This window comes from Streptomyces sp. ITFR-16, from assembly GCF_031844705.1.
Lineage (GTDB): Bacteria > Actinomycetota > Actinomycetes > Streptomycetales > Streptomycetaceae > Streptomyces.
On sequence record NZ_CP134609.1, the window covers coordinates 934,006 to 959,754 of the forward strand.

At 73.3% G+C, this 25,749-nt stretch carries 21 protein-coding genes; 12 read left to right on the top strand and 9 right to left on the bottom strand.

The annotated features are described in order from the left end of the window. The first annotated feature begins 63 nt into the window (after positions 1 to 63). Positions 64 to 870 carry an IclR family transcriptional regulator gene (locus tag RLT58_RS04310; protein WP_311309042.1) on the top strand — a complete coding sequence of 269 codons (807 nt, stop codon included), beginning with the start codon at positions 64 to 66 and terminating at the stop codon, positions 868 to 870. A gap of 13 nt (positions 871 to 883) precedes the next feature. Here the strand turns inward: RLT58_RS04310 and RLT58_RS04315 are convergent, their stop codons facing one another. Continuing rightward, on the bottom strand, positions 884 to 1,390 hold the full coding sequence (locus RLT58_RS04315; protein WP_311309043.1) for a MarR family winged helix-turn-helix transcriptional regulator: 507 nt from the start codon (positions 1,388 to 1,390) through the stop codon (positions 884 to 886). Further along, a complete protein-coding gene (locus RLT58_RS04320) occupies positions 1,387 to 3,054 on the bottom strand; it encodes an FUSC family protein (protein ID WP_399131821.1) in 1,668 nt (555 codons plus the stop codon). Before RLT58_RS04320 ends, RLT58_RS04315 begins: the two co-directional genes overlap by 4 nt. Before the next feature lie 124 nt (positions 3,055 to 3,178). Here RLT58_RS04320 and RLT58_RS04325 point away from each other — a divergent pair, with 124 nt between their 5' ends. After that, a complete protein-coding gene (locus RLT58_RS04325; protein ID WP_311309045.1) occupies positions 3,179 to 4,144 on the top strand; it encodes a phosphotransferase family protein in 966 nt (321 codons plus the stop codon). A 75-nt stretch (positions 4,145 to 4,219) separates the two neighbouring features. Here RLT58_RS04325 and RLT58_RS04330 read toward each other — a convergent pair whose 3' ends face one another. After that, a complete protein-coding gene (locus RLT58_RS04330) occupies positions 4,220 to 5,074 on the bottom strand; it encodes an LURP-one-related family protein (RefSeq protein ID WP_311309046.1) in 855 nt (284 codons plus the stop codon). Positions 5,075 to 5,193: 119 nt separating this feature from the next. Between RLT58_RS04330 and RLT58_RS04335 the strand changes: the two genes are divergently transcribed. The 4 genes from RLT58_RS04335 (at position 5,194) to RLT58_RS04350 (ending at position 8,333) form a co-directional block, all read left to right on the top strand. Further along, positions 5,194 to 5,631, top strand: a complete 438-nt coding sequence (locus tag RLT58_RS04335) for a hypothetical protein (RefSeq protein WP_311309047.1) — start codon at positions 5,194 to 5,196, stop codon at positions 5,629 to 5,631. A gap of 67 nt (positions 5,632 to 5,698) precedes the next feature. Beyond that, positions 5,699 to 6,349: a thioredoxin-like domain-containing protein gene (locus RLT58_RS04340; RefSeq protein ID WP_311309048.1), complete on the top strand. Its 651-nt coding sequence runs from the start codon at positions 5,699 to 5,701 to the stop codon at positions 6,347 to 6,349. 26 nt (positions 6,350 to 6,375) lie between these two features. Then, positions 6,376 to 6,996 carry a DUF305 domain-containing protein gene (locus RLT58_RS04345; RefSeq protein WP_399131823.1) on the top strand — a complete coding sequence of 207 codons (621 nt, stop codon included), beginning with the start codon at positions 6,376 to 6,378 and terminating at the stop codon, positions 6,994 to 6,996. Between the two features lie 92 nt (positions 6,997 to 7,088). Then, positions 7,089 to 8,333, top strand: a complete 1,245-nt coding sequence (locus RLT58_RS04350; protein ID WP_311309050.1) for an ROK family protein — start codon at positions 7,089 to 7,091, stop codon at positions 8,331 to 8,333. A 57-nt stretch (positions 8,334 to 8,390) separates the two neighbouring features. Here the strand turns inward: RLT58_RS04350 and xylA are convergent, their stop codons facing one another. Next, a complete protein-coding gene (gene xylA, locus RLT58_RS04355; RefSeq protein ID WP_311309051.1) occupies positions 8,391 to 9,560 on the bottom strand; it encodes a xylose isomerase in 1,170 nt (389 codons plus the stop codon). Positions 9,561 to 9,803: 243 nt separating this feature from the next. On the opposite strand from xylA, the gene xylB reads away from it, so the two are divergent. The 3 genes from xylB (at position 9,804) to RLT58_RS04370 (ending at position 13,493) form a co-directional block, all read left to right on the top strand. Further along, entirely contained in the window at positions 9,804 to 11,294 is a 1,491-nt protein-coding gene (gene xylB, locus RLT58_RS04360) for a xylulokinase (RefSeq protein ID WP_311309052.1), read from the top strand. 94 nt (positions 11,295 to 11,388) lie between these two features. Next, positions 11,389 to 12,663: a VWA domain-containing protein gene (locus tag RLT58_RS04365; RefSeq protein ID WP_311309053.1), complete on the top strand. Its 1,275-nt coding sequence runs from the start codon at positions 11,389 to 11,391 to the stop codon at positions 12,661 to 12,663. Continuing rightward, positions 12,663 to 13,493 carry a hypothetical protein gene (locus tag RLT58_RS04370; protein WP_311309054.1) on the top strand — a complete coding sequence of 277 codons (831 nt, stop codon included), beginning with the start codon at positions 12,663 to 12,665 and terminating at the stop codon, positions 13,491 to 13,493. The genes RLT58_RS04365 and RLT58_RS04370 overlap by 1 nt, the downstream gene beginning before the upstream one ends. Before the next feature lie 60 nt (positions 13,494 to 13,553). Here the strand turns inward: RLT58_RS04370 and RLT58_RS04375 are convergent, their stop codons facing one another. Genes RLT58_RS04375 through RLT58_RS04385 form a run of 3 tightly spaced genes read right to left on the bottom strand, consistent with a single transcriptional unit; the run spans position 13,554 to position 16,134 of the window. Continuing rightward, entirely contained in the window at positions 13,554 to 14,285 is a 732-nt protein-coding gene (locus tag RLT58_RS04375) for a GNAT family N-acetyltransferase (protein WP_311309055.1), read from the bottom strand. 41 nt (positions 14,286 to 14,326) lie between these two features. Continuing rightward, positions 14,327 to 15,508: an SGNH/GDSL hydrolase family protein gene (locus tag RLT58_RS04380; RefSeq protein WP_311309056.1), complete on the bottom strand. Its 1,182-nt coding sequence runs from the start codon at positions 15,506 to 15,508 to the stop codon at positions 14,327 to 14,329. Between the two features lie 56 nt (positions 15,509 to 15,564). Continuing rightward, positions 15,565 to 16,134: a TetR/AcrR family transcriptional regulator gene (locus RLT58_RS04385; protein WP_311309057.1), complete on the bottom strand. Its 570-nt coding sequence runs from the start codon at positions 16,132 to 16,134 to the stop codon at positions 15,565 to 15,567. 167 nt (positions 16,135 to 16,301) lie between these two features. On the opposite strand from RLT58_RS04385, the gene RLT58_RS04390 reads away from it, so the two are divergent. Both RLT58_RS04390 and RLT58_RS04395 read left to right on the top strand, forming a co-directional pair. Continuing rightward, positions 16,302 to 17,669: a cytochrome P450 gene (locus RLT58_RS04390; protein ID WP_311309058.1), complete on the top strand. Its 1,368-nt coding sequence runs from the start codon at positions 16,302 to 16,304 to the stop codon at positions 17,667 to 17,669. A 170-nt stretch (positions 17,670 to 17,839) separates the two neighbouring features. After that, entirely contained in the window at positions 17,840 to 18,358 is a 519-nt protein-coding gene (locus RLT58_RS04395; RefSeq protein ID WP_311309059.1) for a DUF4232 domain-containing protein, read from the top strand. Between the two features lie 28 nt (positions 18,359 to 18,386). On the opposite strand, the gene yicI is transcribed toward RLT58_RS04395, so the two are convergent. Both yicI and RLT58_RS04405 read right to left on the bottom strand, forming a co-directional pair. After that, positions 18,387 to 20,666, bottom strand: a complete 2,280-nt coding sequence (gene yicI / locus RLT58_RS04400) for an alpha-xylosidase (protein ID WP_311309060.1) — start codon at positions 20,664 to 20,666, stop codon at positions 18,387 to 18,389. Between the two features lie 49 nt (positions 20,667 to 20,715). Beyond that, positions 20,716 to 23,583: a glycoside hydrolase family 3 C-terminal domain-containing protein gene (locus RLT58_RS04405; RefSeq protein ID WP_311309061.1), complete on the bottom strand. Its 2,868-nt coding sequence runs from the start codon at positions 23,581 to 23,583 to the stop codon at positions 20,716 to 20,718. Positions 23,584 to 24,077: 494 nt separating this feature from the next. Between RLT58_RS04405 and RLT58_RS04410 the strand changes: the two genes are divergently transcribed. Then, the gene (locus tag RLT58_RS04410) at positions 24,078 to 25,724 is read left to right on the top strand and encodes an extracellular solute-binding protein (protein WP_311314410.1); all 1,647 of its coding nucleotides are present in this window, start codon (positions 24,078 to 24,080) and stop codon (positions 25,722 to 25,724) included. The last annotated feature ends 25 nt before the right edge of the window (positions 25,725 to 25,749 follow it).

Here is a 25,749-nt window from a genome sequence, read left to right on the forward strand (position 1 = left end):
CATCCGTCCCGGACGGCGGGACGGGCGCACATGTGATCGAAGTGGATCGAAAGGAGCAGATTCATGACCGGCGCGCGGGTTCAGGCGGAGAAAGGGAACGCACGTCCCATCGGTCAGCCGCGGGGGTACACCATCGAATCGCTCGACACCGGGCTCCGGCTGATGCAGCTCTTCCTGACCCATGACTCACTCACCGTCACCGAGGCGGCCGAGCGGCTCTCCGTCGGCCGCTCGACCGCCCATCGGGTGCTCAGCACCCTGGAGGGGCGCGGTTTCGCGGTCCGGGACGCCTCGGGGCGCGGCTACTCGGCCGGCCCCGAACTGGTGCGGCTGGGCCGCCCGGCCGGATTCGGGGCCGCGGTCCGTACGGAGGTGGGCGCCGTGCTGGACGACGCGGTGCGGCGCACCGGGGAGACCGTGCAGAGCGCCGCGCTGATCGGCGATCAGATCCTCGCGACCGACGGCCGGGAGTCCGCGCATCCGGTACGGGTGACGCGGGACGCGGGCGGCACACGGCCCGCGCACGCCACGGCGGGCGGCAAGCTGCTGCTGTCCCGGATGAGCGAGGAGCAGGTCCGCGCCCTGTATCCGCGCGAACGGCTGGCGGCGGTCACCCCGTCCACGCTCACGTCGAGGGCGGCGCTGCTGGCGGAGCTCACGGACATCCGGGCGTGCGGCTACGCGGTCGCCCGGGGCGAGGCGGTCCCGGGGGTGCACGCGGTCGCCGTGGCGCTGACGGGCTCCACCTGGCGGGACCGGCTCGTCCTGATCGCCTGCGCACCGGCGGACCGGGGTGACGACGAGGCGCTGGCCCGCCGGGCGCGGGAACTGCACCGGTCCGCCGCCCTGCTGGGCGCCGGGCGGCCCTGACCCGGGGGCCGGTTCAGCGGCGGGCGCCGCCGATGCGGCCTTCGAGCTGGACGAGCAGTTCGCTGAGCTGGGCGCTGAGCCGGTCGCGGGACTCGGCGTCGAGGCCGGAGAGCACCGCCCGTTCGTACGCGAGCTGCCGGGGCAGCAGCCCGTCGACCAGGTCGCGTCCCTCGTCGGTGAGGCGGACGTAGGCGACCCTGCGGTCCCGTTCGTCGCCGCGCCGGGCGATCAGTCCGCGTTCCTGGAGGACCCGGAGGCGTTTGGTGACGGCGGCGCCGGAGGAGAACGTCTCCCTGGCCAGTTCGCCGGGGGTGAGTTCACGGGCCGTACGGCGCACGGCCCCCAGCAGATCGAATTCGGCGCGGGTCAGTCCGGCCGCCCGCAGCGGGGCGTCCTCGGCCTGCTGGAGCAGGGCGGAGCAGCGGTTGATCCGGCCGATGAGCTCCATCGGTCCGGTGTCGAGTTCCGGGTTCACGGCCTGCCACTGCCGCACCACCGAGGCGACGATGTCGTCGGTCACACCGCTCCGTTCTCCTGGGCGGGGAGGATCGGCCCCCGCCGTTTCGCTGTCGCCGCGAGCGTACGGTGCCCGGCCCGCTCGGCAGCGAGCACCGCCTCCTGGGGCAGGTCGCGCTGCCACCATTCGCCCGCGGCGGTCTCCTCGGCCTCGCGCAGTTCGACCAGCGAGCCGGTGAGCCGGCGGCGGGCGGCGTCGAGGGCGGCGGGGCCGCACGCGGGGGCCGCGAGGGTCCGCACGGCGTGGGCGCGGGCCTGTTCGGCGGCGGCGAGGGCCTGTTCGACGCGGCCGGCGGCGCGGCGGTTGGTGACGAGCACGGCGGCGAGGAAGCCGACGGCCGCGCCGATGACGGTGTCCAGGACCCGGTCGCCGATGAGTTCGCCCGCCGGGTGGCGGCCGGCGTACTCCAGGACCAGGAGGGCCATCGGGGTGACGGCGACGGAGCCGAGCCAGTAGTTGCGGGTGATCAGGGCCTCGGCGGCGAAGCCGAAGAAGAGGCAGAAGCCGATCAGGGCCAGGGGGCCGGTGCGGGCGACCGGGAGGACGGCGGCGAAGACCAGGACGCCGATGAGGTTGCCGAGGGTGCGCTGCAGCGTCCGGTTCCAGGAGAGCGTGACGTTGGCCTGGTAGAGGGAGGCCGCCGTGACGATCGCCCAGTAGGGGCGGCCGACGCCGGCGGCCGAGCAGATGTACCCGGCCAGGGCGCAGCCGACGAGGGTGCGGGCCGCGACCGGCAGCAGCGGGGAGCCCGGGGCGAGGCGGCGGAGCAGGGCGCGCAGGGTGCCGCGGGCCTCGGGGGCGGCGCGCTCGGCGTCCACGCCGAGGAGTTCGGCGTCGGTGCCCGGTGCGGGGGCCGGGTCCGGGACGGGCCCACGGGCGCGGGTCAGCCGGGCCCAGGTACGGAGCCGGGCGGCTTCGGCCCCGTCGGGTCCGCCCGTGGACAGGGCCGTCTCGGCGTGCACCACGAGCCGTTCCAGGGCACGGCGCGCCGGGGTGGGGCGGCCGGCGGCGAGGAGTGTGCCCCAGGCGCCGTGGACGGCGGCGACCGCGGCGCGGTGGGTGCGGTGGCCGGGCTCGGCGGCGTGTGCCGCGGCGGCGTTCAGGGCCCGGGCCGTCGCGCGGCGCTCGGGCCCGTCCCGGCGGATCAGCGCGGGCGCGACGACGGTGACGGCCCAGGAGACCGCCCCGGCGCCCAGGGTCAGCGCGAGATGGCCGGGGACCTGGCCGAGCCGCTGCGGGGCGAACAGGGCGGCTGAGCTGACGAAGGTGAAGATGACCGGGCCCGGGGGCCCGATCCGGGTGGCGTCGCAGAGCAGCTTCTGCCCGGCGGCCAGGAGCGCGCCGACGGCGATCAGGACAGCCGTGGATCCGGTGAGCGAGGCGGTGACGAGGGAGACGGCCAGCCCCAGGACCATCCCGAGGACGACGCCGGCGACGGCGCGTGCGCGCCGGGCGTACGGCAGGTTGTGGCCGTACAGCGCACAGAGCGAGCCGGCCATCGTGTACATCACGAGGTCGAGACGGTCGGCGCGGAGCAGCACAAGATTGGGTATCGCCGTGGCCACGACCACGCTGCTCGCCGGCTTGAACCACATGTCCGAGGGGGTGTTCAGACGCAGGGGGCCGGTCAGCGGGAGGCTGCGGACAAAGGGCCGGCGGGACCGCATCGTTGTATTGCTCACCCAAATACTTTAACAGGTGTTACACCCGTAAACGACTTGGCCGGCCGCTCGGGGCGGCGGCACGGGCGTGATCTTGCCCGGATAGCCTGCACGCCCAGAGGAGGCACACATGGCTGACGCCGGCACGGAGGAACGGGACGAGGAGTGGGCGCGCACCCGCGCCTGGGTGGAGAGCGGGCTCCCGGCGGGCGCGCGGATCGCCGGGGTGGAAGCGCTGCGCGGTGGCTGGACCTCGCGGATGCGGCGGCTGAGCGTGGAGGGCGGCGAGGGCCCCGACCGGCTGGTGCTGCGCTCGTTCGTCAAGCCGTTCTTCGTCCGGCACGCGCAGGGGCTGCTCACCCGCGAGGCCGATGTGCTGACCCGGCTCGGCGGTACGGACATCCCCGCCGCGTCCCTGCACGCGGTCGACGCGACGGCGGCGCACTGCGATCACCCCTCGCTGCTGATGTCCCTGCTGCCGGGCGGGGTGCGGCTGTCCGACGAAGGTGCCGGCCACCGGGCCGGACTGCTGGCCGCCCAGCTGGTCCGTATCCACGCCGTCGACGTCACGGCGGAGGACCGGCCCCGCGCGTACGAGGCGTGGACCGCGCCCGACCGGGTGCGGGTGCCGGAGGCCACCGCACGGCCCGGGCTCTGGCGGCGGGCGGTGGACGTGATCCGGCGCGACGCCCCCGCGTACCGCCCCCGCTTTCTGCACCGGGACTTCCATCCGGGCAACGTGCTGTTCGACGGGGAGGGCGAGCACGTCCGGATCACCGGTGTCGTCGACTGGGTGGAGACGTCCTGGGGGCCCGCCGACCTGGATGTGGCGCACTGCTCGACCGCGCTGGCCCTGCTGCACGGCGCCGCGAGCGGGATGGCGTTCGCCGACGCGTACACCGCCGCCGGCGGCCGGCCGGCCGAGGACCCCGCCGGCCATCTGTACTGGCGCCTGCTGGACGCGCTCGCCTTCGCCCCCGACGCGGAGAAGGTGGCGGTCCCCTGGCGCGAGCTGGGGCGGGACGACCTGACGCCCGAGCTGCTCGCCGGGCGGCTCGAGGAGTACATCGAGGCGCTGTTCACGCGGTACGGCTGAGCAGGGGCGCGGACAGACGGACGCCCGCGCCCCTCGCGGGTGCGAGGGACGCGGGCGGTTGCGTACGGGCCGGGCTCAGCCGAGGCCGCGGGCGTCCTGCTTGAGGGCGGTGTCCACGGTCAGGGCCGTCGCCACCACGAGGCTCAGCAGCGGCTCGGGCAGCTGGTAGTGGATCTGGAGGACGTAGTTGTCCGCCGTGGTGAACAGCGTCTTCGCGAGGCCTTCCCAGGTCTTGGTGATCCGGGCGATCTCGGCGTCGTTGTGGTCGACGATGGCGAAGTTCCAGGCGCGCCAGTTCTCGGCCTTGATCGCGCCGATCTGCTGACCGTCGACCATGATCGCGAAGTTGATCTTGCCGATGGCGTTCTGCTGGACGATCTCGCCGACCGGCTGCCCGTCGGGTCGCTGGACGATGACCTTGGACTTGATGAACTTCGCCGGACGGGTCAGCAGCAGCTGCGGCCGGCCGTGGGCGTCGCGGATCTCCAGACGGTGGGTCAGGTACTGGTCGATGCTGGTGAGGAACCGCAGCACCTTGCGGAAGGCGCCCTGGCCGACCTGGACGACCGAACCGATGGTGTTGCCGTGCTGGTCGAAGACGCTGTACTCGTTCGTCACCTCGATCAGCTTGGCCTTCTGGTTCACCACCAGGACCTGCTGATTGAAGAGCGAGCCACCGCCCGGGGCGCCCTGCTGCTGGGGCGGCACCCCCGGCTGCGGGTGCGGCTGCGCGGCGGGCTGCTGGGGAGCGGCCTGCTGCTGCGGCACCGGCGCCTGCGCGGGGGCCTGCGGCTGGGCGGGAGCCTGCGGCTGACCACCGGCCGGGTTGGTGTGCTCGGTCCACTGGGAACCGTCCCAGTAGCGCAGCAGCTGGGGCGCGCCGTGCGGATCCGGATACCAGCCCGCAGATACGTTCGAGTGCGTTGTCACCGGGGCACACTATCCCGCCTGGCCGAAACGCGTACCCCCTCCCCGGGGATCCACAGGTTCACGCCGTCCTGTACCCGAGTCCCGCACCTGACTCATTGAAGATTCACACACGCCGTACGATGTCCCGGGTGAAGAGGCTGAGCGAAGGCGCGGACCGGCTGCGGGGCACCCGCCCGCCGGTGGTGCTCGGCTGGCTGTTCGTCCTGCTGGCCCTCTTCTCGTGCTGCTCGCTCACCTCCGCGCACCCCGCTTCCGCCGGTCACGGCCGTGCCGCGTCGGCCGCGGTCCGGGCCGCTCCTGCGGCGCCCGCGCCGGCGGTGCAGCTCGTGATGATCGACGCCCCGGGCGACCACGGCCTGGGCAGCTCCTGCCACGGGACGGCGGAGCACTCGGCGCCGGTCGTGCTGCCCGCCCCGCCGGGCCCGGCCGCGCTCCCCTCCACGTCCGCCGCGGCTCCGGCGTACGCCCCCCTCACGGGCGGCACCGGCATTCGCGGTCCGTCCAACGAAGCCGTCGGCGACGTCGACCGGCTGCGCCTTCAGGTCCAACGGATCTAGGCCGGGCCCAGCACCCGCCCGCCCCCTCTCATCCGTTGTGCAGAACCGAAGGACCGAAGGACCCACCATGGCCTCCGCCAAGAAGCAGAACACCCCTGCCGCCGCCCGCCGCGCCAAGCTGGAGGAGGCCCGCCGCAAGGAGCGGGCCCGCGAGCGCCGCAGCCGGATCATCACGATCGGCGCGGCCGTGGTCGTCGTGGCCGGCCTCGTCGTGGGCGGCGGCTATCTGATGAACGCCGCCGACAAGAAGGACAAGGCCGAGACCGCCGCGAAGGTCTCTCCCGTCACGGGCGAGAAGAGCTGGGACAAGCTCACGCAGAACCATGTCGACAAGAAGGTCGACTACCCGATGAACCCGCCGGTCGGCGGCGACCACAACCCGGTGTGGATGAACTGCGACGCCGACGTCTACACGAAGGCGATACCGAAGGAGAACGCCGTGCACTCCCTGGAGCACGGCGCCGTCTGGGTCACGTACACCAGCAAGGCGAAGCCGGCCGACGTCAAGAAGCTCACCGAGCGGGTCTCGGCCACGCCGTACTCCCTGATGAGCCCGGTGGAGGACCAGGCCGCGCCGCTGATCCTCAGCGCCTGGGGCAAGCAGCTGACGGTGAAGAGCGCGACCGACCCGCGCGTGGCGCAGTTCTTCACCAAGTACGTCCAGGGCCCGCAGACCCCCGAGCCGGGCGCCGCCTGCACGGGCGGGATCGCCAAGTGACGTCCTCGGCGCGTGCGTCACGCCCCATGGTGGTGGCGGGCGCGGCGGTGCTGCTGCTGGCCCTCGGGCTGGTCGCGCTGATGCTCGTACGCCCCTCGTCCTCGGCGCCCGCCGCCGCCGGCACGTCGGCCTCCGCGCCGGCCGACTCCTCGGCCGACGTGGGCTTCGCGCGCGACATGTCCGTCCATCACCAGCAGGCCGTGGAGATGGCGTTCATCGTGCGGGACCGCACCTCCGACGAGGCGGTGCGCCGGCTCGCGTACGACATCATCAACACCCAGGCCAACCAGCGCGGCATGATGCTGGGCTGGCTGGAGATGTGGGGCCGGGCGAAGAGCTCCCCCGGGCCGCCCATGGCGTGGATGGGGCACACGGTCACGCCGCGCGGTGACGGCGCGCTGATGCCCGGCATGGCGACCCGGGCCGAGCTCGACGCGCTCCGGGCGGCGAAGGGCAAGGACGCCGAGGTGCTGTTCCTGAAGCTGATGACCGCGCATCACCGGGCCGGCGCGGAGATGGCACAGGCCGCCGCCGGCGCGGCGGGCACCGACGAGATCCGGAATCTGGCGGCGGGCATGGTCCTGGGCCAGCGGTCGGAGATCGCGCTCATGGCGGACATGTTCAAGGAGCGCGGCGCCACCGCCTGAGCCGACCGGGTGCCGGCCCGGCCGGGCCGGCACCCGGTCCGCCCGCATCGCGCCCGTACGGGCGTACGGAATCGCATAGGCTCACCAGCGATATGAAGAGCAACCTCACGCCGCTGGGGCCCAAGGCCGACAAGGACACCGTCCGGCGCAGCAACCTCAGCCTCGTGCTGCGGGCCGTCCGTGACGAGGGCGAGGGCGAGGCCACCCGGGCCGGGGTCGCCGCGCGGGTGGGACTGACCCGGGCGGCCGTGTCCTCGCTGGTCGAGCAGCTGATCGACAGCGGGTTCCTCACCGAGTCGGGCAAGACGTTCAGCGGCCAGGCCGGCCGCCCCGGCACGGCGCTCAAGACGGCCCGCACCGGGCCGGCCGGGCTCGGGGTCGAGGTCAACATCGACTATGTGTCGGTGTGCGTCGTGGATCTGGCCGGCACCGGCCGGGTCCGGCTCACCGAGCATCTCGACAACCGGGGCGCGCCGCCCGGCGAGGTGCTGGCGCGGGCCGCCCGGATCGCCGCACGCACCCTGGACTCGGCGCGCGAGCAGGAGCTGTTCCCGGTCGGTGTGGCCCTGGCGCTGCCCGGTCTGGTCTCCGGCGGCGCGGTGCGCCAGGCCCCGAACCTGGGCTGGAACCAGGTCCCGGCCGAGGAGCTGTTCGCGGCCTCGCTGGCCGCCGAGCGCCCCGGCGGCACGGCTTTGGCGGTGCGCTCGGAGAACGAGGCGAATCTCGCCGCGCTGGCCGAGCTGTGGTTCGGCGGGCTGGAGCGGATCCGCAGCTTCCTCTATCTGACCGGTGAGATCGGTGTCGGCGGCGCCGTGGTCATCGACGGTGAGCTGCTGCGGGGTGCGCACGGCTTCGCCGGGGAGATCGGCCATGTGGTGGTGGACGCGCGGGGCCCGAGGTGCCGCTGCGGCTCGCGCGGCTGTCTGGAGCAGTACGCGGGTCAGGCGGCGCTCCTGCGGGCCGCCGGGATCGAGGAGACCGGCAGCGGGACCGGGGTCGCCGCGCTCGAACAGCGCGTGCGGGCGGGCGACGAGCGGGCGGTGGAGGCGGTCGCGGAGGCCGGCCGGATGCTGGGCCGGGTGCTGTCGGGGGCCGTGAATCTGCTGGACCCGGACGCGGTGGTGCTCGGCGGGATCTACCGGAACCTGATGCCGTGGCTGTCGCCGCCCGCCGACCGGGAGCTGACGGACCGGGTGGTGTCGGGGCTGTGGACCCGGGGCAGCGGCCGGCTGCGCGCCTCGTCCGTGGCGGGCGACGCGGCCCGGGGAGCGGCGGCGCTGGTGATGACGGACGTGCTGGCCGACCCGGTGGCGTACGCGGGGCGGATCACGGCCTGAGACGGGTGAAGGGGGCGTACGCGCCGCGTGCGTGCGCCCCCTTCACCCGCCATCCGGTCAGCGGACTCCGAGCAGGTGGTCCATCGCCAGCTGGTCCAGGGCCTCGAACGCCATGCCGCGCTCCGCCGCCGCCGTCACGTCGAACTCCTCGAAGGCCGAGCGGTCGGCCAGCAGCCCCGCGACGCCGTCCTCGGCGGTGCGCTGCGCCAGCTCGTCCAGCCGGGACGCGCGCAGCGCCTCCTGGACCGCCGGGTCGGCGCGGAAGGCGGCGGCACGCTCCTTGAGGATCAGGTAGTTGCGCATGCAGCCCGCCGCGGAGGCCCAGACGCCGTCGTAGTCCTCGGTCCTCGGCGGCTTGAAGTCGAAGTGGCGCGGGCCCGCGTAGTCCGAGTTCTCCAGCAGGTCGACGAGCCAGAAGGCCTGGCGCAGATCGCCGGCGCCGAAGCGGAGGTCCTGGTCGTACTTGATGCCGGACTGGCCGTTGAGGTCGATGTGGAAGAGCTTGCCCGCCCACAGCGCCTGTGCGATGCCGTGCGCGAAGTTCAGCCCGGCCATCTGCTCGTGGCCGACCTCGGGGTTGACGCCCACCATCTCGGGGCGCTCCAGGCGCTCGATGAAGGCGAGGGCGTGGCCGACGGTGGGCAGCAGGATGTCACCGCGCGGCTCGTTCGGCTTGGGCTCGATGGCGAACTTGAGGTCGTAGCCCTGCTCGGTGACGTAGTCGCCCAGCAGGTCGAAGGCCTCCTTCATCCGGTCGAGCGCGACCCGGATGTCCTTGGCGGCGCCCGACTCGGAGCCCTCCCGGCCGCCCCAGGCGACGTAGGTGGTGGCGCCGAGCTCGACGGCGAGGTCGATGTTGCGCAGGGTCTTGCGCAGGGCGTAGCGGCGGACGTCGCGGTCGTTGGCGGTGAACGCGCCGTCCTTGAAGACGGGGTGCGTGAAGAGGTTCGTCGTGGCCATGGGGACCACGAGACCGGCCGCGTCCAGCGACTGCCGGAATCGCTTGACGATCCCTTCGCGCTCGGCGTCCGTCGAGCCGAACGGGATCAGGTCGTCGTCGTGGAAGGTCACCCCGTACGCCCCCAGCTCCGCGAGGCGCTGGACGGAGTCGACCGGGTCGATCGCGTCCCGGGTCGCGTCGCCGAAGGGGTCGCGGCCCTGCCAGCCCACGGTCCAGAGGCCGAAGGTGAACCTGTCCTGGGGGGTGGGGGTGAAGCGTTCCGTCATCGTGCTGCCGCCTTCGGTGCCGTGGGTCCGTTGCCGGCCGGGCGGCCGAACCTCAATTTGTTCACTGTCATGACTAATCATGCACGGGCCACCCCGGCGACGTAACCCCCCTGTGACGGAAAACCGGAGCGACCCCTGTTCCGCACGGGTGCGATCACGTAATTTGTTTTGCGTACGATCAAATGCTCCGTGCCGCACTCGCCCCGCAGCCGGGAACCCGCACGTCAGGAAGAGAGGCCGGCCATGCCGCCGCATACCGTCGTCATCGGTGTGGACAGCTCCACCCAGTCCACCAAGGCGGCCTTCGTCGACACCGCCACCGGCCGGCTGCTCGCCGTCGGCCGCGCCCCGCACGTGGTCACCGGCGAGGGCGGGGCCCGCGAGACGGACCCCGAGATCTGGTGGCAGGCGCTGCGCGACGCGGTCGCCGCGGGGCTCAAGGAGTCCGGCGTCGCGGCCTCGGACATCGCGGGGATCGCCGTCGCCGGACAGCAGCACGGGCTGGTCGTCCTCGACGCGGCGGGCCGCCCGCTGCGCCCGGCCCTCCTGTGGAACGACACCCGCTCGGCCCCGCAGGCCGCCGCCCTCACCGCCGCGCTCGGCGGGCCCGACGCCTGGACCGCGCGCACCGGATCGGTGCCGGTGGCCGCCATGACCGCCGCGAAGTGGCAGTGGCTGCGGGAGAACGAGCCGCAGACCGCCGCGGCGGCCGCCGCGATCCGCCTCCCCCACGACTTCCTCACCGAGCGCCTCGCCGGCCGGGCGGTCACCGACCCCGGAGACGCCTCGGGGACCTGCTGGTACTCCACCGCGACCGGCGCCTACGACCCCGGACTGCTCGCCCTCCTGTCCATCGACCCGGCGCTGCTGCCGGAGGTGGCGGCCGGCGGCGGCGCGCGGGCGGGTTCGCTGACGGACACCGCGGCCGAGGCGCTGGGGCTGCCCGCCGGGATCGCCGTCGCGGCGGGCACCGGTGACAACATGAGCGCCGCCGTCGGGCTCGGACTCGGCGGCGCCGGACTGCTCGACCACCCGGTCCTGAGCCTGGGCACCTCGGGCACGGTCTTCGCCGCCTCCCGGACCCGGCCCGCCTCGCCCGCGCTCTCCGGCTTCGCCGCCGCCGACGGTACGTACCTCCCGCTGGCCTGCACCCTCAACTGCACGCTCGCCGTGGACAAGGTCGCCGAACTGCTCGGCCTGGACCGCGAGGACGCGGCCCCCGGCGGCGAGGCCGTCCTGCTCCCCTATCTGGACGGCGAGCGCACCCCGGATCTGCCCACCGCCGCCGGCCTCCTCACCGGGCTGCGGCACGACACCACGCCGCGTCAGCTCCTGGGCGCCGCCTACGAGGGCGCGGTCGTCACCGTGCTGCGCGCGCTGGACGAACTGCTGCGGGCCTGCGGGCTCGACCCGGCCGACCCCGAGGTGGCGGACCGGCCGCTGCGGCTGATCGGCGGGGGCGCCCAGGGGCGGATGTGGGTGGAGACCGTGCGCCGGCTCTCCGGCCGGCCGGTCACCGTGCCGGCCAGCGGCGAACTGGTCGCCCTGGGGGCCGCGGCACTCGCGGCGGCGGCGGCCACGGGTGAGGACCCGGTCGCCGTCGCGTCCGGCTGGGACACCGGCGAGGACCTGCGACTGGAGGCGGTCGCACGGGATCTGACGACCTGGGAGCGGGTCGGTTCCGTACTGGATCGGGCGGCCGGGCCCCTGCTGGGAGCGGACCGCACCGGCTGACCGGCCGTCATGTCCCGCCGCACGCCGGGCACCCGCGCGTGCGGCGGTCAACCGCCGTTTTGGATAGCGAACTGATGTTCACTACTATCCGGCGATGATCATAAGAAGAAGGCTGACGGCCGGGGTGGGCATCCTGCTCGCCACCCTGGCCGCCGGGCTCGGCTCGGCCCTTCCCGCCGCCGCCGACGAACCCCCCGCCCAGGGCTCCCCCAAGGTCGAGCTGGTGCTCGACGTCAGTGGCTCCATGCGGACCCGCGACATCGACGGCCAGTCCCGGATGACCGCGGCGAAGCAGGCGTTCAACGAGGTACTGGACGCGGTGCCCGAGCAGGTGCAGCTGGGCATCCGCACCCTCGGCGCCGACTACCCGGGCGACGACCGCAAGGTGGGCTGCAAGGACACCAAGCAGCTCTATCCGGTCGGCCCGCTGGACCGCACCGAGGCCAAGACCGCCGTCGCCACCCTGGCCCCCACCGGCTGGACCCCGATCGGACCGGCGCTGCTGGGCGCCGCCGACGATCTGGAGGGCGGCGACTCCACCCGCCGGATCGTGCTGATCAGCGACGGCGAGGACACCTGCGGCCCGCTCGACCCGTGCGAGGTCGCCCGCGACATCGCGGCGCGCGGCATCCACCTGGTCATCGACACCCTCGGCCTGGTGCCGAACGCGAAGATCCGCCGGCAGCTGACCTGCATCGCCGAAGCCACCGGCGGCACATACACCGCCGTCCAGCACACCGATGAACTCTCCGGCCGTGTGCAGCAGTTGGTGGACCGCGCGGCGGAGCCCGTCGTCACCCCGGTCGCCACGAAGGGCACCGCCAGCTGCGCCGACGCCCCGCAGCTCACCCCGGGCCTCTACACCGACCGCGAGAAGTTCGCCGAGCACCGCTGGTACAAGGTCGACGTGCTCCCCGGCCAGGAACTGCGCGCCTCGGTCAGCGTGTTCGCCGACCGTGCCGTCAACAACGACTACGGGATGCTGCTGCGGGCGGTGACCACCCACGGCCGGGAGATCGTCAGAGGCTCCGAGTCCGGCACCGGGCGCACCGACGCGATCTCGTCCGGGCTGCGCTATCCGAAGGCCGAGGAGGACACCGGCGGCGACACCAAGCCGGCCGCCGAGACCGTCTGTCTCCAGGTCAGCAACTCCTTCTCCGCCCCGGCGTCGGTGAAGACCGCGCCCGGTATGCCGGTCGAGCTGACCGTCGACCTGGTGGACGCCCCCGACGAGGCCGCAGACGTCGCCGCGTTCGGTCTCGGCCGCGGCTGGTGGCTGCTGGGCGTCCTGGTCCTCACGGGCCTGGTCGCGGGCCTGCTGACCGGCTGGATCTCACGCTGGCGTATCGCTGTCTGGAGGACCAGCTGATGTCCCGTACACGACGCGTGCTCGCGGGTGCGCTGCTGACCGGTCTCACCCTGCTGACCGGGGCGGGGGCCGCCGTCGCCGACGGTCCGTCGGCGAGCCCGAGCCCTGCCGCCTCCGGTGACGGCTCCGGCCCCACGGAGGCCGGCACCGCCTTCCGTACCGCCACGGCGCTCCAGCAGGACGAGACCGCCACCGCCGGGGCCTCCACCGGCGACTACCTGTACTGGGTCTTCCCGGCCGACGCCGGGCAGCGGGCCACGGTCACCGCCCAGGTCACCCTGCCCGAAAGCGCCACCCGGCACGGCGCGTCGACCTGGCAGGTCGATGTGTACGACGGGCTGCGCCGCCGCCAGGCCTGCATGTACGGCAAGCAGACCGGCAGGGCGGCGGCCGACGCCGCCTCGGTGGAGCTGACCTGTGTGCTGCGGACCGTACGGGCCGTGGCCGAGCCCTGGGCCAACGACCCGCTGCCGGGCAGCTATTACGTCCGGCTCACGGTCGTGGACCTGCCCTCCGCCGACCTCGGTCTGCCGGTGCGGACCGAGGTGCGGGTCACCTCGGCCGGCCAAGGCGGCTCCGCCGATGTCGACGGCAGCCTCTCGAAGCCGCTGGTGCCCGGTGTGTCCGGGGCCGAGCAGACCGCCGACGACGCCTCGGCGTCCCCGGTTCCCCTCGCCGGGGAGCCGGCGGACGGCTGGTCGTCGGGCTGGTGGACCGACCGCTGGCTGTGGACGGTGGGCGGCGGAGTGCTGGGCGCGCTCGCGGCCGTGTTCGGCTACTCCCTGACGCGCGGCCGGGGCCGCCCGTCCCGGGTCCCGCCGGGCGTCTGACGGCAGTGCCGCGCGGGCCCGTGCCTGCGCCGGGCCCGCGCGGCACCCCGGCCTCCTCGCTCAGGAGGCCGCTCCCGGCAACACGCTCAGCTGGCTGCCCAGTTCCCGGTAGCCGAGGGCCCGTGCCACCCGTCGCGACGCCTCGGGCCGCGCCCGCCACTGGGGCAGCCGGCCGGCCGCGAGGGCGTGCGCGGTCGCGGCGGAGGCCACCGCCCGCGCCAGACCACGGCCCCGGGCGTGCGGTGCGGTCAGGACGCACAGATGCGCGGCCTCCCCCGGCCAGTCCCGGTACCCGGCCGCCGCGACCACGCCCGCCCCCTCCCGTACGACGAAGGCCGGGGAGGTGATCTCGTCGAGCCCGCACTCTCCCGCGTCCTCCTCGCTCACCGCGGCGAGCAGCCGCAGCAGATCCGCGTGGCCGGCGGGCAGGGTGGCGACGGCGGTCTGCGGGGGCTCGTACGGCCGGAAGGCCGCGGGGGCCAGATAGGCGAGCGCGGCCGGCCCCAGCACCTCGGCGACCGGCAGCACCCCGGCCACCGCGCCGGGTTCGGTCAGGGCGTGTGCCGGCAGACCACGCAGCGCGCGGCGCACCCCGTGCGCCACCTCCTCCGTGGGCGCGGTGACCAGGGCCGCGTCGCCCAGCAGCACCGTGCCCACCCAGGACGGCGGGGCCAGGGCGGACGCGGGGGCCGTGACCACCACCGGGCCGCCGGACGGGGCGAACGAGACCGGCACCCCGGCCAGCGACTCCCACAGCCGGCGGGCCCGGGCCATCAGCGGATCGTTGTCCATGACCGGATCCTCTCCCGGCCGCGCCGCGTACCGAAAGCCGTTTACGCGGTGGCCAGCGGACCGCCCGCGCCGAAGGCCAGGGCGGCGAACCGTTCGCCCATGCGCAGATGCGTGGCAGCGTCCGGGTGGAGCCCGTCGGGCAGGGGGAGTTCGGCGAAGTCCGCCTCGCCGTAGAGCTCCCTGCCGTCGAGGTAGTGCAGATGCGGGTCGTCGGCCGACCGCTGCTCCACCACACGGGCCAGTTCGTCCCGGATGACGTGGAGCGTCAGCTTGCCCGCGGCGCGTTCCGCCGGGTCGCCCGCCGCGATGAAGCGGATGCGGCCCTCGGCGAGCCCGCTGAGGTCGGGGGCGCTGGGTCCCGGCGTGTCCTCGTGGATGGGGCACAGCACGGGCGAGACGACCAGGAGCGGGGTCTCGGGGTGGCCCTCGCGGATAGTGTCGAGAAAGCCGTGCACCGCCGGGGTGAAGGCGCGCAGCCGCATCAGGTCCATGTTGACGAGGTTGATGCCGATCTTCACGCTGATGAGGTCGGCGGGGGTGTCGCGCATCGCGCGGGCGGTGAACGGGTCGAGCAGGGCGCTGCCGCCGAATCCGAGGCTGACCAGCTCCGCACCGCCGAGCAGCGAGGCCCGGGCGGGCCAGGTGGCGGTCGGGCTCGCGGCGTCGGAGCCGTGGCTGATCGAACTCCCGTGGTGCAGCCACACCTTGCGGCCGCGGTCCGGCGCGGGGGTGACGGGGGCGTCGGTGCGCAGGGCGACGAGTTCGGTCCGCTCGTTGTACGGCAGCCAGATCTCCACGTCCTTCTCGTCCCCGTCCAGCCCGGCGAACCGTACGGTCCCCACCGGTCCGGGAAGGAACTCCGTCGCCCCGGTCGTCATGTCGACCATCAGGACATGGCCGCCGCCCACCGCGGCCTGCCCGGCGAGCGTGCCGTCCACGAGCAGGTCGTACACCCCCTCCGGGCGCGGCGGGGCGTCCCGGTAGGCGGTCCTGGTGCGCAGGGCGTCCAGTTCGATCGCGGTGGCCCGGGTGCGGAAGGCCAGCCGTACGCCGGAGGGCTGGGCCTCCGCCATCGCGAGCCGGCCGTCGGCGCACTGGGCGCGGGCCCACGCGGGCAGCCGGTGCGGGAGGAGCCCGGCCTCGGTGCGCTCCAGGTCGAGCGCGCCGCGCAGGAGGTCCGCCGTGACGGGTGTGGTGATCGGGAGGGGCTCGGTGATGCTCATGTCTCTGCCTGCCGGGGGTCGGTACGTCGGTACGGCTGAATCGGTGAGGCGCCCGGTCAGGGCGCGGGCCAGTTCCGCAGAAGGGCGTCGAGGGCGTCCAGGACCCGTTCCCAGGACACCTGGGAGTCGGGGGCACTGTGGCTGAAGCCGCCCTGCGCCTCCAGGCTGACGTAGCCGTGGAAGACGCTGCCCAGCAGCCGGACGGCGTGTGTCTGGTCCGGTTCGGTCAGGTCGTAGCCCCGCAGGATCGCCCGGGTCATCCGCGCGTGCCGCCCGCCGGCACTGGCGGCGGCCGCCTCGGGGTCGAGCCGGTACTGGGCGGCGGCGTAGCGGCCGGGGTGTTCGCGGGCGTAGTCGCGGTAGACGTCCGCGAAGGCGGTCAGGGCGTCCTTGCCGGCCCGGCCCGCCAGAGCGGCGGCGCCCCGGTCGGCGAGTTCCTCCAGGGCGAGCAGGGCGATCCGGGTCCTGAGGTCGTGGGAGTTCTTCAGGTGCGCGTACAGGCTGGCGACTTTCACGTCGAACCGCCGGGCGAGCGCCGATACCGTCACCTGCTCGAACCCGACCTCGTCGGCCAGCTCCGCCCCGGCCCGGGTCAAGCGTTCCGCGGTCAGCCCCGCACGCACCATTGCCTTCTCCTTGTTCGACATCACCCATTATGCATTTACCTACACCTCTTAGGCAAATACCTAAGGCCATACGGATGTCATGTCCCGGCTAGTCTCGTCAACTCACGTACGCCACAAGGCCGGTGACGATCGACCCGTCGGCCGGACAGCCAGAGCGGAGGCCCTTCATGCCCATGGAGACCGGTGCGGCCGTCGATGCCGAGCCGCGCGGCCACAGGATCGTCCCGGGCCCCAGGGGGCTGCCCCTGCTCGGGAACCTGCCCCAGTTCGCCAAGGATCCCCTCGCCTTCTTCGAGCGGCTGCGCGGCTGCGGCGACATGGTCCGCTGGCGGTTCGGACCCCACCCCTGCGTGTTCGTCGCCGACCCGGAGTGCATCGGCGAACTCCTCGCCGAGACGGAACGCAGCTTCGACCAGCCGGCCCTGGGCATCGCCTTCCGCACCGTGATGGGCAACGGGGTCGTCGTGGCACGCGGGGCCGACTGGCGCCGCAAGCGCTCGCTCGTCCAGCCGTCCGTACGGCCCAAGCAGGTGCGGTCGTACGCGTCGACCATGGCGGCCGGCGCGGTGGAGCTCGCGGACACCTGGGCGGGCGGCGAACGCGTCGACGTCAAGCGGGAGATGTCCGCCCTCACCCAGAAGATCGCCGTCCGGACCATCTTCGGCGTCGATACCCCCGCCGACAGCGAGGCGATGGGCCGGGCCATGGACGTGGCGCAGACCGAGATAGGCAAGGAGTTCGCGGGGATCGGCGCGCTGCTGCCGGACTGGGTGCCCACACCGGGGCGGGCCAGGATCAAGAAGGCCGCCGCCGTCATCGACGCCGAGGTGGGGCGGGTCGTCGCGCGGCACCGCGACGGCGGGGACGAGCGCCCGGACCTGCTCAGCCGGCTGCTCACCGCCGTCGACGAGACCGGGGCGCACCTCACGGACCGGGAGATCCGCGACGAGGCGGTCACGCTGTACATCGGCGGCCACGAGACGACCAGCTCGACGCTGGTGTGGGCCTGGTACCTGCTCTCCCGCAACCCCGGGGCGCGGGCCGCGCTCACCGAGGAGCTGGACCGGGTCATCGGCGGCCGTGAGCCCGGATTCGACGACTTCGCGCGGCTCACGTACACCCAGGCGGTCATCAAGGAGACGCTGCGGCTGTATCCGACGATCTGGCTGGTCACCGGGGTCGCGAAGGAGGGGGCGCGGATCGGCGGGGTGCCGATGGCGAAGGGCACCCGGGTGTGGAGCAGCCAGTGGGCCACGCACCGGGACGCGCGGTGGTTCCCCGAGCCGGAGGCGTTCCGCCCGGAGCGCTGGGACGCGGAGGCGGGCGAGGAGATCGCGCAGTACGCGTGGTTCCCGTTCGGCGGCGGCCCCCGGGCCTGCCTGGGCACCCGGTTCGCCATGGTGGAGGCGGTGCTGATCCTGGCGGTGATCGCGCGCCGGTTCGACCTGGACGTGGACCCGGGTGCGATCGGCCCGGTGCCGACGCTGACCCTTCAGCCGGACCGCGAGGTGATGGCCACGGTGCGGGCCCGGTAGCGGGGGACCCGGCAGCGGGCGGCAGATACTGAACCGATATGTCCGATCTATCGCCATCTTGCGGGGATACCGTTCAGAATGTGCGTGTCGGTCGTACCGGCCCTCGGGACCCTCCGGTCACGACCACAGGCAGCCGCTCCGCCGGCCCGTCGATCCAGGGGAGAACCATCATGCGTCTGTGCTCAGCTCTCACCGCCGCCGTCACCGCGGCGGCCGCCGTGGCCCTGACGGCCACCGGGGCCTCGGCCACCGCACCGGCGGCCCGCCCGGGCGCCTGCCAGGAGAAGGCCCTGCGGATCTCCGCATCCCCCGGCGGGCAGCACAACGCGGCCCGGATCACCGTCACCAACCGGGGCGCGCGCACCTGCGCCGTGGACCGCATCCCCAGCATCACCTTCCGGGGCCTGGACGGCTCGGCCGGGCCCGTGCCGCCCGCCACGAGCGGCCCCTACGTGCTCTCGCCGGGCGAGCGCGGGTACGCCGCCGTGCGCACGGCGGCACGCGGGAGCACCCAGGGGCATGTGGTGCGCAGCCTCTCGGTGGCGGCGGACCCCGCCCACTACGGGGTCACCTTCGGCGCGGCCTCGGTGGGCATGGAGCGCGGGATCCGGGTGTGGGAGCCGGTGACGACGCTGTGGCACGGCTCGCGGGGCGCCGCCGACCGCGCGCTGGCCGCCGCGGTCCGCTGAGTCCCCGGTCCGGTGCGCGGCCCGGCGCTCAGGCGCCGCGCACCGTCACCGTGCCCGTCCCCTCCCCCACCGCTCCGGTGGCCTCCGCGACCACACGGTAGGGGCGGTCCGTGCCCTCGGCGGTGACGGTGAGCGCGTCCCCGTCCCGGACCACCCGGAACGTGGCGGCGGTCGCGCCGGTCAGGTCCGGCACCGTGACCGTCGTGTCCCCATCGGCCGGCGCCGGGCCGAAGGCGCGCAGGGTGAGCCCGTCCAGCCAGTCGCTGTCGGGGCGCCGGCCGTCGGCGCCCCAGGGGAGCACCGCACCGGGGCGGACCAGGACCGGCAGGCTGTCGAAGCCGTGGGTCTCGTGGCGCCAGACCGGTCCGGTGACCGGCTCGCCGGTGAGCAGGACGGTCCAGGTGCCCTCGGGGACGTAGTACTCGACCTGCCCGTCCTCGGTGAAGACGGGCGCGACCAGCAGATCGGGGCCGAGCATGTACTGCCGGTCCAGCGTCCGGGTCGTCGGATCGCCCGGGAACTCCAGCAGCATCGGCCGCATGACCGGGACGCCCGTGCGGTGGGCGGTGGCGGCGGCCCCGTACAGATACGGCATCAGCCGGTGCTTGAGCAGGGTGAACTTCCGGGCGACGTCCACCGCCTCCTCGCCGAACGCCCACGGCACCCGGTAGGAGACGTTGCCGTGCAGCCGGCTGTGCGAGGACATCAGGCCGAAGGCGAGCCAGCGCTTGAAGACCGCCGGGTCCGGGGTGCCCTCGAAGCCGCCGATGTCATGGCTCCAGAAGCCGAAACCGGACAGCGACAGGGAGAGGCCGCCGCGCAGCGACTCGGCCATCGCGGTGAAGGAGGCGAAGCAGTCGCCGCCCCAGTGCACGGGGAACTGCTGGCCGCCGGCGGTCGCCGAGCGGGCGAACAGGACCGCCTCGCCGTGACCGCGTTCCTTCTCCAGGAGTTCGAAGACCGTGCGGTTGTAGATCTGTGCGTAGTAGTTGTGCATCCGCTCGGGGTCGGAGCCGTCGTGCCAGACGGCGTCGGTGGGGATGCGCTCGCCGAAGTCCGTCTTGAAGCAGTCGACGCCCTGGTCGAGCAGGGCGCGGAGCTTGCCGGTGTACCAGTCGCGCGCCGCCGGGTTGGTGAAGTCGACCAGGGCCATGCCGGGCTGCCACAGGTCCCACTGCCAGATGTCGCCGCCCGGTCCGCGCACCAGATAGCCGTGTTCGGCGCCCTCCGCGAAGAGCGAGGACTTCTGGGCGATGTAGGGGTTGATCCACATGCTGATCCGCAGCCCGCGCTCCTTGAGCCGGGCCAGCATGCCCTCCGGATCGGGGAAGACCTCGGGGTCCCAGAGGAAGTCCGACCACTGGTACTCGCGCATCCAGAAGCAGTCGAAGTGGAAGACGGAGAGCGGGATCTCGCGTTCCGCCATGCCGTCCACGAAGGAGGTGACGGTCGCCTCGTCGTAGGAGGTACAGAAGGACGTGGTCAGCCAGAGGCCGAAGGACCAGGCCGGGGGCAGGGCCGGGCGGCCGGTTAGCGCGGTGTAGCGGGCCAGCACCTCCTTGGGGGTGGGTCCCGCGACGACGTAGTACTCCAGCGACTGGTCCTCGACGCTGAACTGCACCTGGCCGACCGACTCCGAGCCGATCTCGAAGGAGACCCTGCCGGGGTGGTTGACGAAGACGCCGTAGCCGCGCGAGGAGAGGTAGAACGGGATGTTCTTGTAGGCCTGTTCGCTGCTCGTGCCGCCGTCCGCCTGCCAGATGTCGACGGTCTGGCCGTTCTTGACGTACGGGGTGAAGCGCTCGCCGAGCCCGTAGACGTTCTCGCCCACGTCCAGGGCGAGTTGGGCGACCATGTGGTGCGCGCCGTCGGCGGTGGTGGCGAAGGCGGTGCCCTTGGTGTCGGCGCCCGTGAGGCGCCGGCCGTCCGCGTCGAGGAAGACCAGGCCCCAGGGCCCTTCGCCGTCCGTGCGCAGCGTCAGCGGTCCGCTGGTGAGTTCGGTGACGGACCCGTCCTGCCGGGTGCGGGCCCCGGAGGCCGCGGGGTCGAGTCCGGGGAGGCCGAAGTCGGGGCCGCGCCGGACCTTTCCGGCGTGATGCGTGGTGCGGACGCCGATGACGCCCTCGGCCGGGGAGAAGCACTCGACCGTGAGGAGCGGGGTGTTGAGGGTGTCGCCCCGGGCGGCGACGTGCTTGACCGCCGCGTAGGCGGTGAACCGGTCGGCGTCGACGCGCAGATCGCGGAGTTCGGTGGCGTAGGAGGCGCGGACGCCCTCGCGCATCAGCCAGAAGCCGTCGGTGAACTTCATGCGGACTCCTTGCCGGGGGCGATTCGGGGGAAGGGAAGAGGGTGACGGTTCACGCGCCGTCCCCCGTGAAGGCCAGCCCGGCCAGGCGGACGGTGCCGCGCAGGGTGATCCGCAGGTCGCCGACGCCATCGGCGCTCAGCGCGGCCGGCACGGTGCGGTAGTCGTAGGGCCCTTCGGTGGCGGCGACCGGGACGGTGAGCGTGGCGCCGCCGACGGTGATCAGCACGGCCCCCTCTCCCGCCGCCGACACCTGGACCTCGCGCACCGGGCCGGTGAAGTCGCACCGGCGGTAGAGGAGTTCGTTGCGCTCGGCCACGGCGGTGACCGCGTCGCCGTCCGCCTTGGTCCGGTCGACGATCTCGGTGCCCAGCTGCTCGTCGTAGTCGGCCGCCGCCAGCCCCCGGGCCAGGACAGGCCGCGGCCCGGCCGGTTCGCCCCCGACGGTGACGACGGTGACGGCCCGGATGTCCGCGCTGGAGGCGCCCGCCTGGATCTCGTACGCGCCCGGCTCGACGGTCCAGCGGCCGTACGCCACGTCCCAGTGGCCCAGCTCGGTGACGGGCAGGGTGAAGACGACCCGCTCCGACGCGCCGGGGGCCAGGCGCAGCCTGCGGTGTCCGGCCAGCTGGCGCAGCGGCCGGACGACGGAGGGCGCCACCGCCCGTACGTAGAGCTGGGCGACCTCGTCGGCGGCGACGGCGCCGGTGTTGGTGACGGTCAGCGACGCCCGCAGCAGGGCGCCGTCGAGGTCCGCGGTGAGCGGGCCGTAGGCGAACGAGCTGTACGAGAGGCCGTGGCCGAACGGGTAGAGCGCAGTGCCCTCGTAGTAGAGGTAGGTCTGCCGGGAGCCGATGATGTCGTAGTCCAGCAGGCCGGGCAGTTCCGCGTCGGAGGCGTACCAGGTCTGCGGGAGGCGGCCGGCCGGGGAGACGTCGCCGGTCAGGACGCGGGCGAGCGCGGTCCCGGCGGCCTGTCCGCCGTGGGCCGTCCACAGCAGGGCGGGCAGGGTGGCCGCCGCGTCGGTGAGGGCGTACGGGTAGGCGGAGGTGACCGCCAGGACGGTGCGCGGGTTGGCGGCGTGGGCGGCGCGCCAGAGGCGTTCCTGCTGGGCGGGGAGGCCGAGGGTGGTGCGGTCCTCGGTCTCGCGGCCGTTGATGTGGGCGTCGTTCCCGGCCACCACGATCACGGTGCCGGCCCCGGCGGCGGCGCGGGCCACGGCGTCCTCGCCGCGCTCGGCCACCTCGATCTCGAAGACGGCCGCCGCGGCGGGTCCGGAATTCTCCCCGCCGGGGGCGGCAACCTTTACGCCGTCGGCGGCGACAGAGACATACCCACCCGTTCCCCTGTGCAGAAGGCGGTGACCGCCGGCATGTCCTTCCACCGCCTCCCACCGGAAGGTCTCCTGGACGATCCAGCCGCCCGGCTCGTTCGCGGAGGCGCGTACATAGCCGTCCTCGGCGACGGAGAGATAGCGGCCCGCCGGCTCCCGCAGGGTGATCACGCCGTTGCCCCAGTCCACGAGCGCCAGCTCTGTGGGGGTGTCGCCGCAGGTCAGCGGGGGCAGGTCGGTGCGTCCGGCGAGCAGCGCCGGGTCGAGGGCGCCTTGCGCGCCGCGCGCCTCCTCCCGGCCTGCCTCCGCCTCCGGCACCCGCAGCCAGCCGTCCGCGCACTTGAGGCGGACCAGGTCGGCACCCTCGGCGAAGACGACGCGGTCGGCGCCGAGGCGTTCGCGCAGTCCGTCGAGCGGGGTCGAGCGGTGGATCAGGGTGCCGCTGTACCAGTCGAGTTTGCAGGCGTCCGCGAGCAGCCCGACGACGGCGACGGTCTCGCCGGCCGCCGGGTCCAGCGGCAGCAGCCCGTCGTTCTTGAGGAGCACCACGGCCTGCTCGGCGGCCTCCAGGGCGAGGGCCCGGTGGTCCTCGGTGTCGAAGGCGGCAGTGCCCGCGTACGGGGCGAGTTCCGGGTCGAACTCGCCCAGCGAGAAGCGCAGTCCGAGCAGTCGGCGGACGGCCGTTTCGATGTCGTGGTCGTCGAGCAGTCCGCGTTCCAGGGCGCCCTCGATGCGGCCGGTCATGACGGTGGGGTCCTGGCCGTGGTCGGTGAAGCTGTCGACGCCGGCGCGCAGGGCGGCGGCCGTCGCCTCCTCGTGGGTGTCGAAGTAGTGCTCGGAGTCGACGAGGTTGGACGGGGCGCCGGCGTCGGAGCAGACGACCAGGGAGCGGTCGGTCCAGGTGCGCAACTGCCGGGCGAGCAGCGGCGAGACATGGTTGGGGCGGCCGTTGACCAGGTTGTACGCGGGCATGACGCCGGCCACCGCTCCGGCGCGCACGGCGTCGCGGAAGGCCCTGAGGTCGTACTCGTGCAGGACCCTGGGGCGGACCGAGGAGGAGGTGGTGTCGCGGTCGGTCTCGTTGTTGTGGGCGAGCCAGTGCTTGAGCACCGGGGCGGTCCGCCAGTAGAGCGGATGGTCGCCGCGCAGACCCCGGGTGTAGGCGACCGCGACGGCGGAGGTCAGCGCGGGGTCCTCGGAGTACCCCTCCTCGCCGCGCCCCCACAGCGGGTTGCGCAGCAGATTCACGGTCGGGGCCCAGACGTTGAGCCCGACGCGGTCGTCCTCGCGCCGCTTGGCGCGGACCTCGTTGCCGACGGCCTCGCCGACCCGGCGCACCAGCTCGTCGTTCCAGGTCGCTCCCAGCCCCACCGCCTGCGGGAAGACCGTGGCCGGGCCCATCCAGGCGACGCCGTGCAGCGCTTCCTGGCCGGTCCGGAAGGGGCCGAGCCCGAGCCGGTCGACCGCCGGCGCGAACTGGTGCAGCATCGCGATGCGTTCGTCGCGGGTGAGCCGCTGGAGCAGGTCGTCGATGCGCTTGGCGAAGGGCAGCCGCGGGTCGCGGAAGGGCTGCGGTTGTTCCGTCACGTGCGGGTCCCCTTGGAGAGGTGGGAGGTCTTCCGGTGCCGGAGCCCCGTGAGGGCTCGGGCGGGGCCGCGGAAGATCTTTCGAAGCGCTTCGATGCTCCGTGGCCGACCCCGTGCATGTCAAGGGCTCGTCCTCGGCCTCTCCGGCCTGGGCGCCCTCGTTGAGTCAGCAAGCGACGGAGGAACAGGTCGGAGGAATCTGGAAACGGACTCTTGTGCGGCCGAGACCCTTCACTTAACCTCGCTGCAACATCGAAGCGCTTCGACGGAGCTTCGAGAGGGTTTCGATGGGGCGCCCGGCGCCCTTGATCTCCCGGGACGGCGACACCCTCTGCCGCCTCCCTGTTGAACCGCTTCACCTGGGGCCGGTGACACCGGCTCAGCCAGCAACGCTCCACCTCAGACACAGGAACCGAACGGCGGTCGCCCGCCACGTGTCGTCCTGGTGCGCCTCGAAGGGTTGACGCAATGACGCCGAATTCCTCCCCCTCCTCCATGGCTCCGAGCCGGAGAGGCTTCCTCGCCACGGGCGCGTTCGCGGCCGTCGCCGTGGCCGGCGGGGTGCCGCTGCTCGCCGCGTGCGGCGGCTCCGGCTCCGGTTCCGGGACCAAGGAGGGCACCACGACGGGCAAGGCGCTCAAGAAGGTCGTGCCGGGTTACGCCCCGCTCAACCTGGTCGAGCCGGATGTCGCGAGCGTCAACGGTTCGAGCCCCGGCTTCACGAAGCTGCCGGACCCGCTGGTCGTCTCGGTGAAGTCGGTCCCGGGCAAGGGCTCGGCGTTCCGGGTGATGACGCCGCTGTGGGGCACGGTCCCGAAGAAGAACAACGCGTACTACACGGCCGTGAACAAGGCCGTGGGCGCCACGCTGAACTTCGACCCGCAGGACGGCAACACGTACCAGGACAAGATCGGTGCGGTGCTGGCCGGTTCGGACATCCCGGACGTCATGACCATCCCCGGCTGGAACATGCAGGGGCAGATCCGCAACGCGATCACCGCCAAGTTCGCGGATCTGTCGCCGTTCCTGGCGGGCGACGCCGTCAGGAAGTACCCCAACCTGGCGAACATCCCCACCGGCGCCTGGCAGTACTCCGTCTTCGGCGGCAGGCTGCGCGGCCTGCCCATGCCGACGCCGGTCATCGGCAACGCGATCTTCTACCGCAAGGACCTGATCGGCTCCGGCGCCGTGCCCGCCAGTGCCGACGACCTGCTGGCGTTCGGCAAGGAGTACACGGACGCGCGGAAGAAGGTATGGGCCTTCGACGACCTGTGGACCTGCGTCCAGAAGATCTACGGGCTGCTGCCGGACGCGCCGCACTACTGGCAGCTGGAGAACGGCAGGCTCGTCCACAAGATCGAGACCAAGGAATACCGCGAGGCGCTCGCCTTCGCCCGCAAGCTCCACGACGGCGGATACGTCCACCCGGACGCCGAGGCCAACAAGGACGCCGACTCCAAGATCCGCTTCACCAGCGGTCACGTGATGATGTACAACGACGGCACCGGTGGCTGGAAGGGCATGGTCACCGAACAGGCCGCCGCCAACCCGAAGTTCGACATGCAGGCGCTCGACTTCTTCAGCCACGACGGCGGCGACCCACTGCTGTGGCAGGACGACCCGGCGGGCATCTTCACCTTCCTCAGCAAGAAGCTCTCCAGGGCCCGGATCGAGGAGTTCCTCGCCATCGCCGACTACGCGGCGGCGCCGTACGGCACCGAGGAGTTCATGCTGACCAACTACGGTGTGAAGGGCACCCACTACACGATCAAGGACGGGGCCCCGACGTACACCCCGCAGGGTGTCGAGGAGGCGCAGCCCTCCACCTTCCTGTTCCTGGCCTCGCCGCCCACCTCCATCGCCTACCCGGACCAGCCGCAGCTGGCCAAGGACTACGCGGCCTGGATGGCACGGCAGGCCCCGCACATCAGGAAGCCCCTCTTCTTCGGCATGCAGGTCGTCGAGCCGCAGCGGTACGCCTCCCTGTACACGCCGTTCGACGACCTGCAGAAGGACATCAGGCGCGGCCGCAAGAAGGTCGGCGACATCGACGACGCCGTGAACACCTGGAAGAACAGCGGCGGCGAGAGGCTGCGCGCCTGGTACCAGGACATTCTCGAGAAGAACGGCTCCGGCAACTGACGCGTACGGAGCGCACCAGCCGTAC

Bases quoted from the DNA above. Each gene is read 5' to 3' on its own strand.
- RLT58_RS04375 (WP_311309055.1), bottom strand. From the start codon at position 14,285: ATGGACAACGATCCGCTGATGGCCCGGGCCCGCCGGCTGTGGGAGTCG.
- RLT58_RS04310 (WP_311309042.1), top strand. From the start codon at position 64: ATGACCGGCGCGCGGGTTCAGGCGGAGAAAGGGAACGCACGTCCCATC.
- RLT58_RS04380 (WP_311309056.1), bottom strand. From the start codon at position 15,508: ATGAGCATCACCGAGCCCCTCCCGATCACCACACCCGTCACGGCGGAC.
- RLT58_RS04335 (WP_311309047.1), top strand. From the start codon at position 5,194: ATGTCCCGGGTGAAGAGGCTGAGCGAAGGCGCGGACCGGCTGCGGGGC.
- xylB (WP_311309052.1), top strand. From the start codon at position 9,804: ATGCCGCCGCATACCGTCGTCATCGGTGTGGACAGCTCCACCCAGTCC.
- RLT58_RS04350 (WP_311309050.1), top strand. From the start codon at position 7,089: ATGAAGAGCAACCTCACGCCGCTGGGGCCCAAGGCCGACAAGGACACC.
- RLT58_RS04340 (WP_311309048.1), top strand. From the start codon at position 5,699: ATGGCCTCCGCCAAGAAGCAGAACACCCCTGCCGCCGCCCGCCGCGCC.
- RLT58_RS04325 (WP_311309045.1), top strand. From the start codon at position 3,179: ATGGCTGACGCCGGCACGGAGGAACGGGACGAGGAGTGGGCGCGCACC.
- RLT58_RS04370 (WP_311309054.1), top strand. From the start codon at position 12,663: ATGTCCCGTACACGACGCGTGCTCGCGGGTGCGCTGCTGACCGGTCTC.
- RLT58_RS04390 (WP_311309058.1), top strand. From the start codon at position 16,302: ATGCCCATGGAGACCGGTGCGGCCGTCGATGCCGAGCCGCGCGGCCAC.
- RLT58_RS04385 (WP_311309057.1), bottom strand. From the start codon at position 16,134: ATGGTGCGTGCGGGGCTGACCGCGGAACGCTTGACCCGGGCCGGGGCG.
- RLT58_RS04320 (WP_399131821.1), bottom strand. From the start codon at position 3,054: ATGCGGTCCCGCCGGCCCTTTGTCCGCAGCCTCCCGCTGACCGGCCCC.
- yicI (WP_311309060.1), bottom strand. From the start codon at position 20,666: ATGAAGTTCACCGACGGCTTCTGGCTGATGCGCGAGGGCGTCCGCGCC.
- xylA (WP_311309051.1), bottom strand. From the start codon at position 9,560: ATGACGGAACGCTTCACCCCCACCCCCCAGGACAGGTTCACCTTCGGC.
- RLT58_RS04365 (WP_311309053.1), top strand. From the start codon at position 11,389: ATGATCATAAGAAGAAGGCTGACGGCCGGGGTGGGCATCCTGCTCGCC.
- RLT58_RS04345 (WP_399131823.1), top strand. From the start codon at position 6,376: ATGGTGGTGGCGGGCGCGGCGGTGCTGCTGCTGGCCCTCGGGCTGGTC.
- RLT58_RS04410 (WP_311314410.1), top strand. From the start codon at position 24,078: ATGGCTCCGAGCCGGAGAGGCTTCCTCGCCACGGGCGCGTTCGCGGCC.
- RLT58_RS04395 (WP_311309059.1), top strand. From the start codon at position 17,840: ATGCGTCTGTGCTCAGCTCTCACCGCCGCCGTCACCGCGGCGGCCGCC.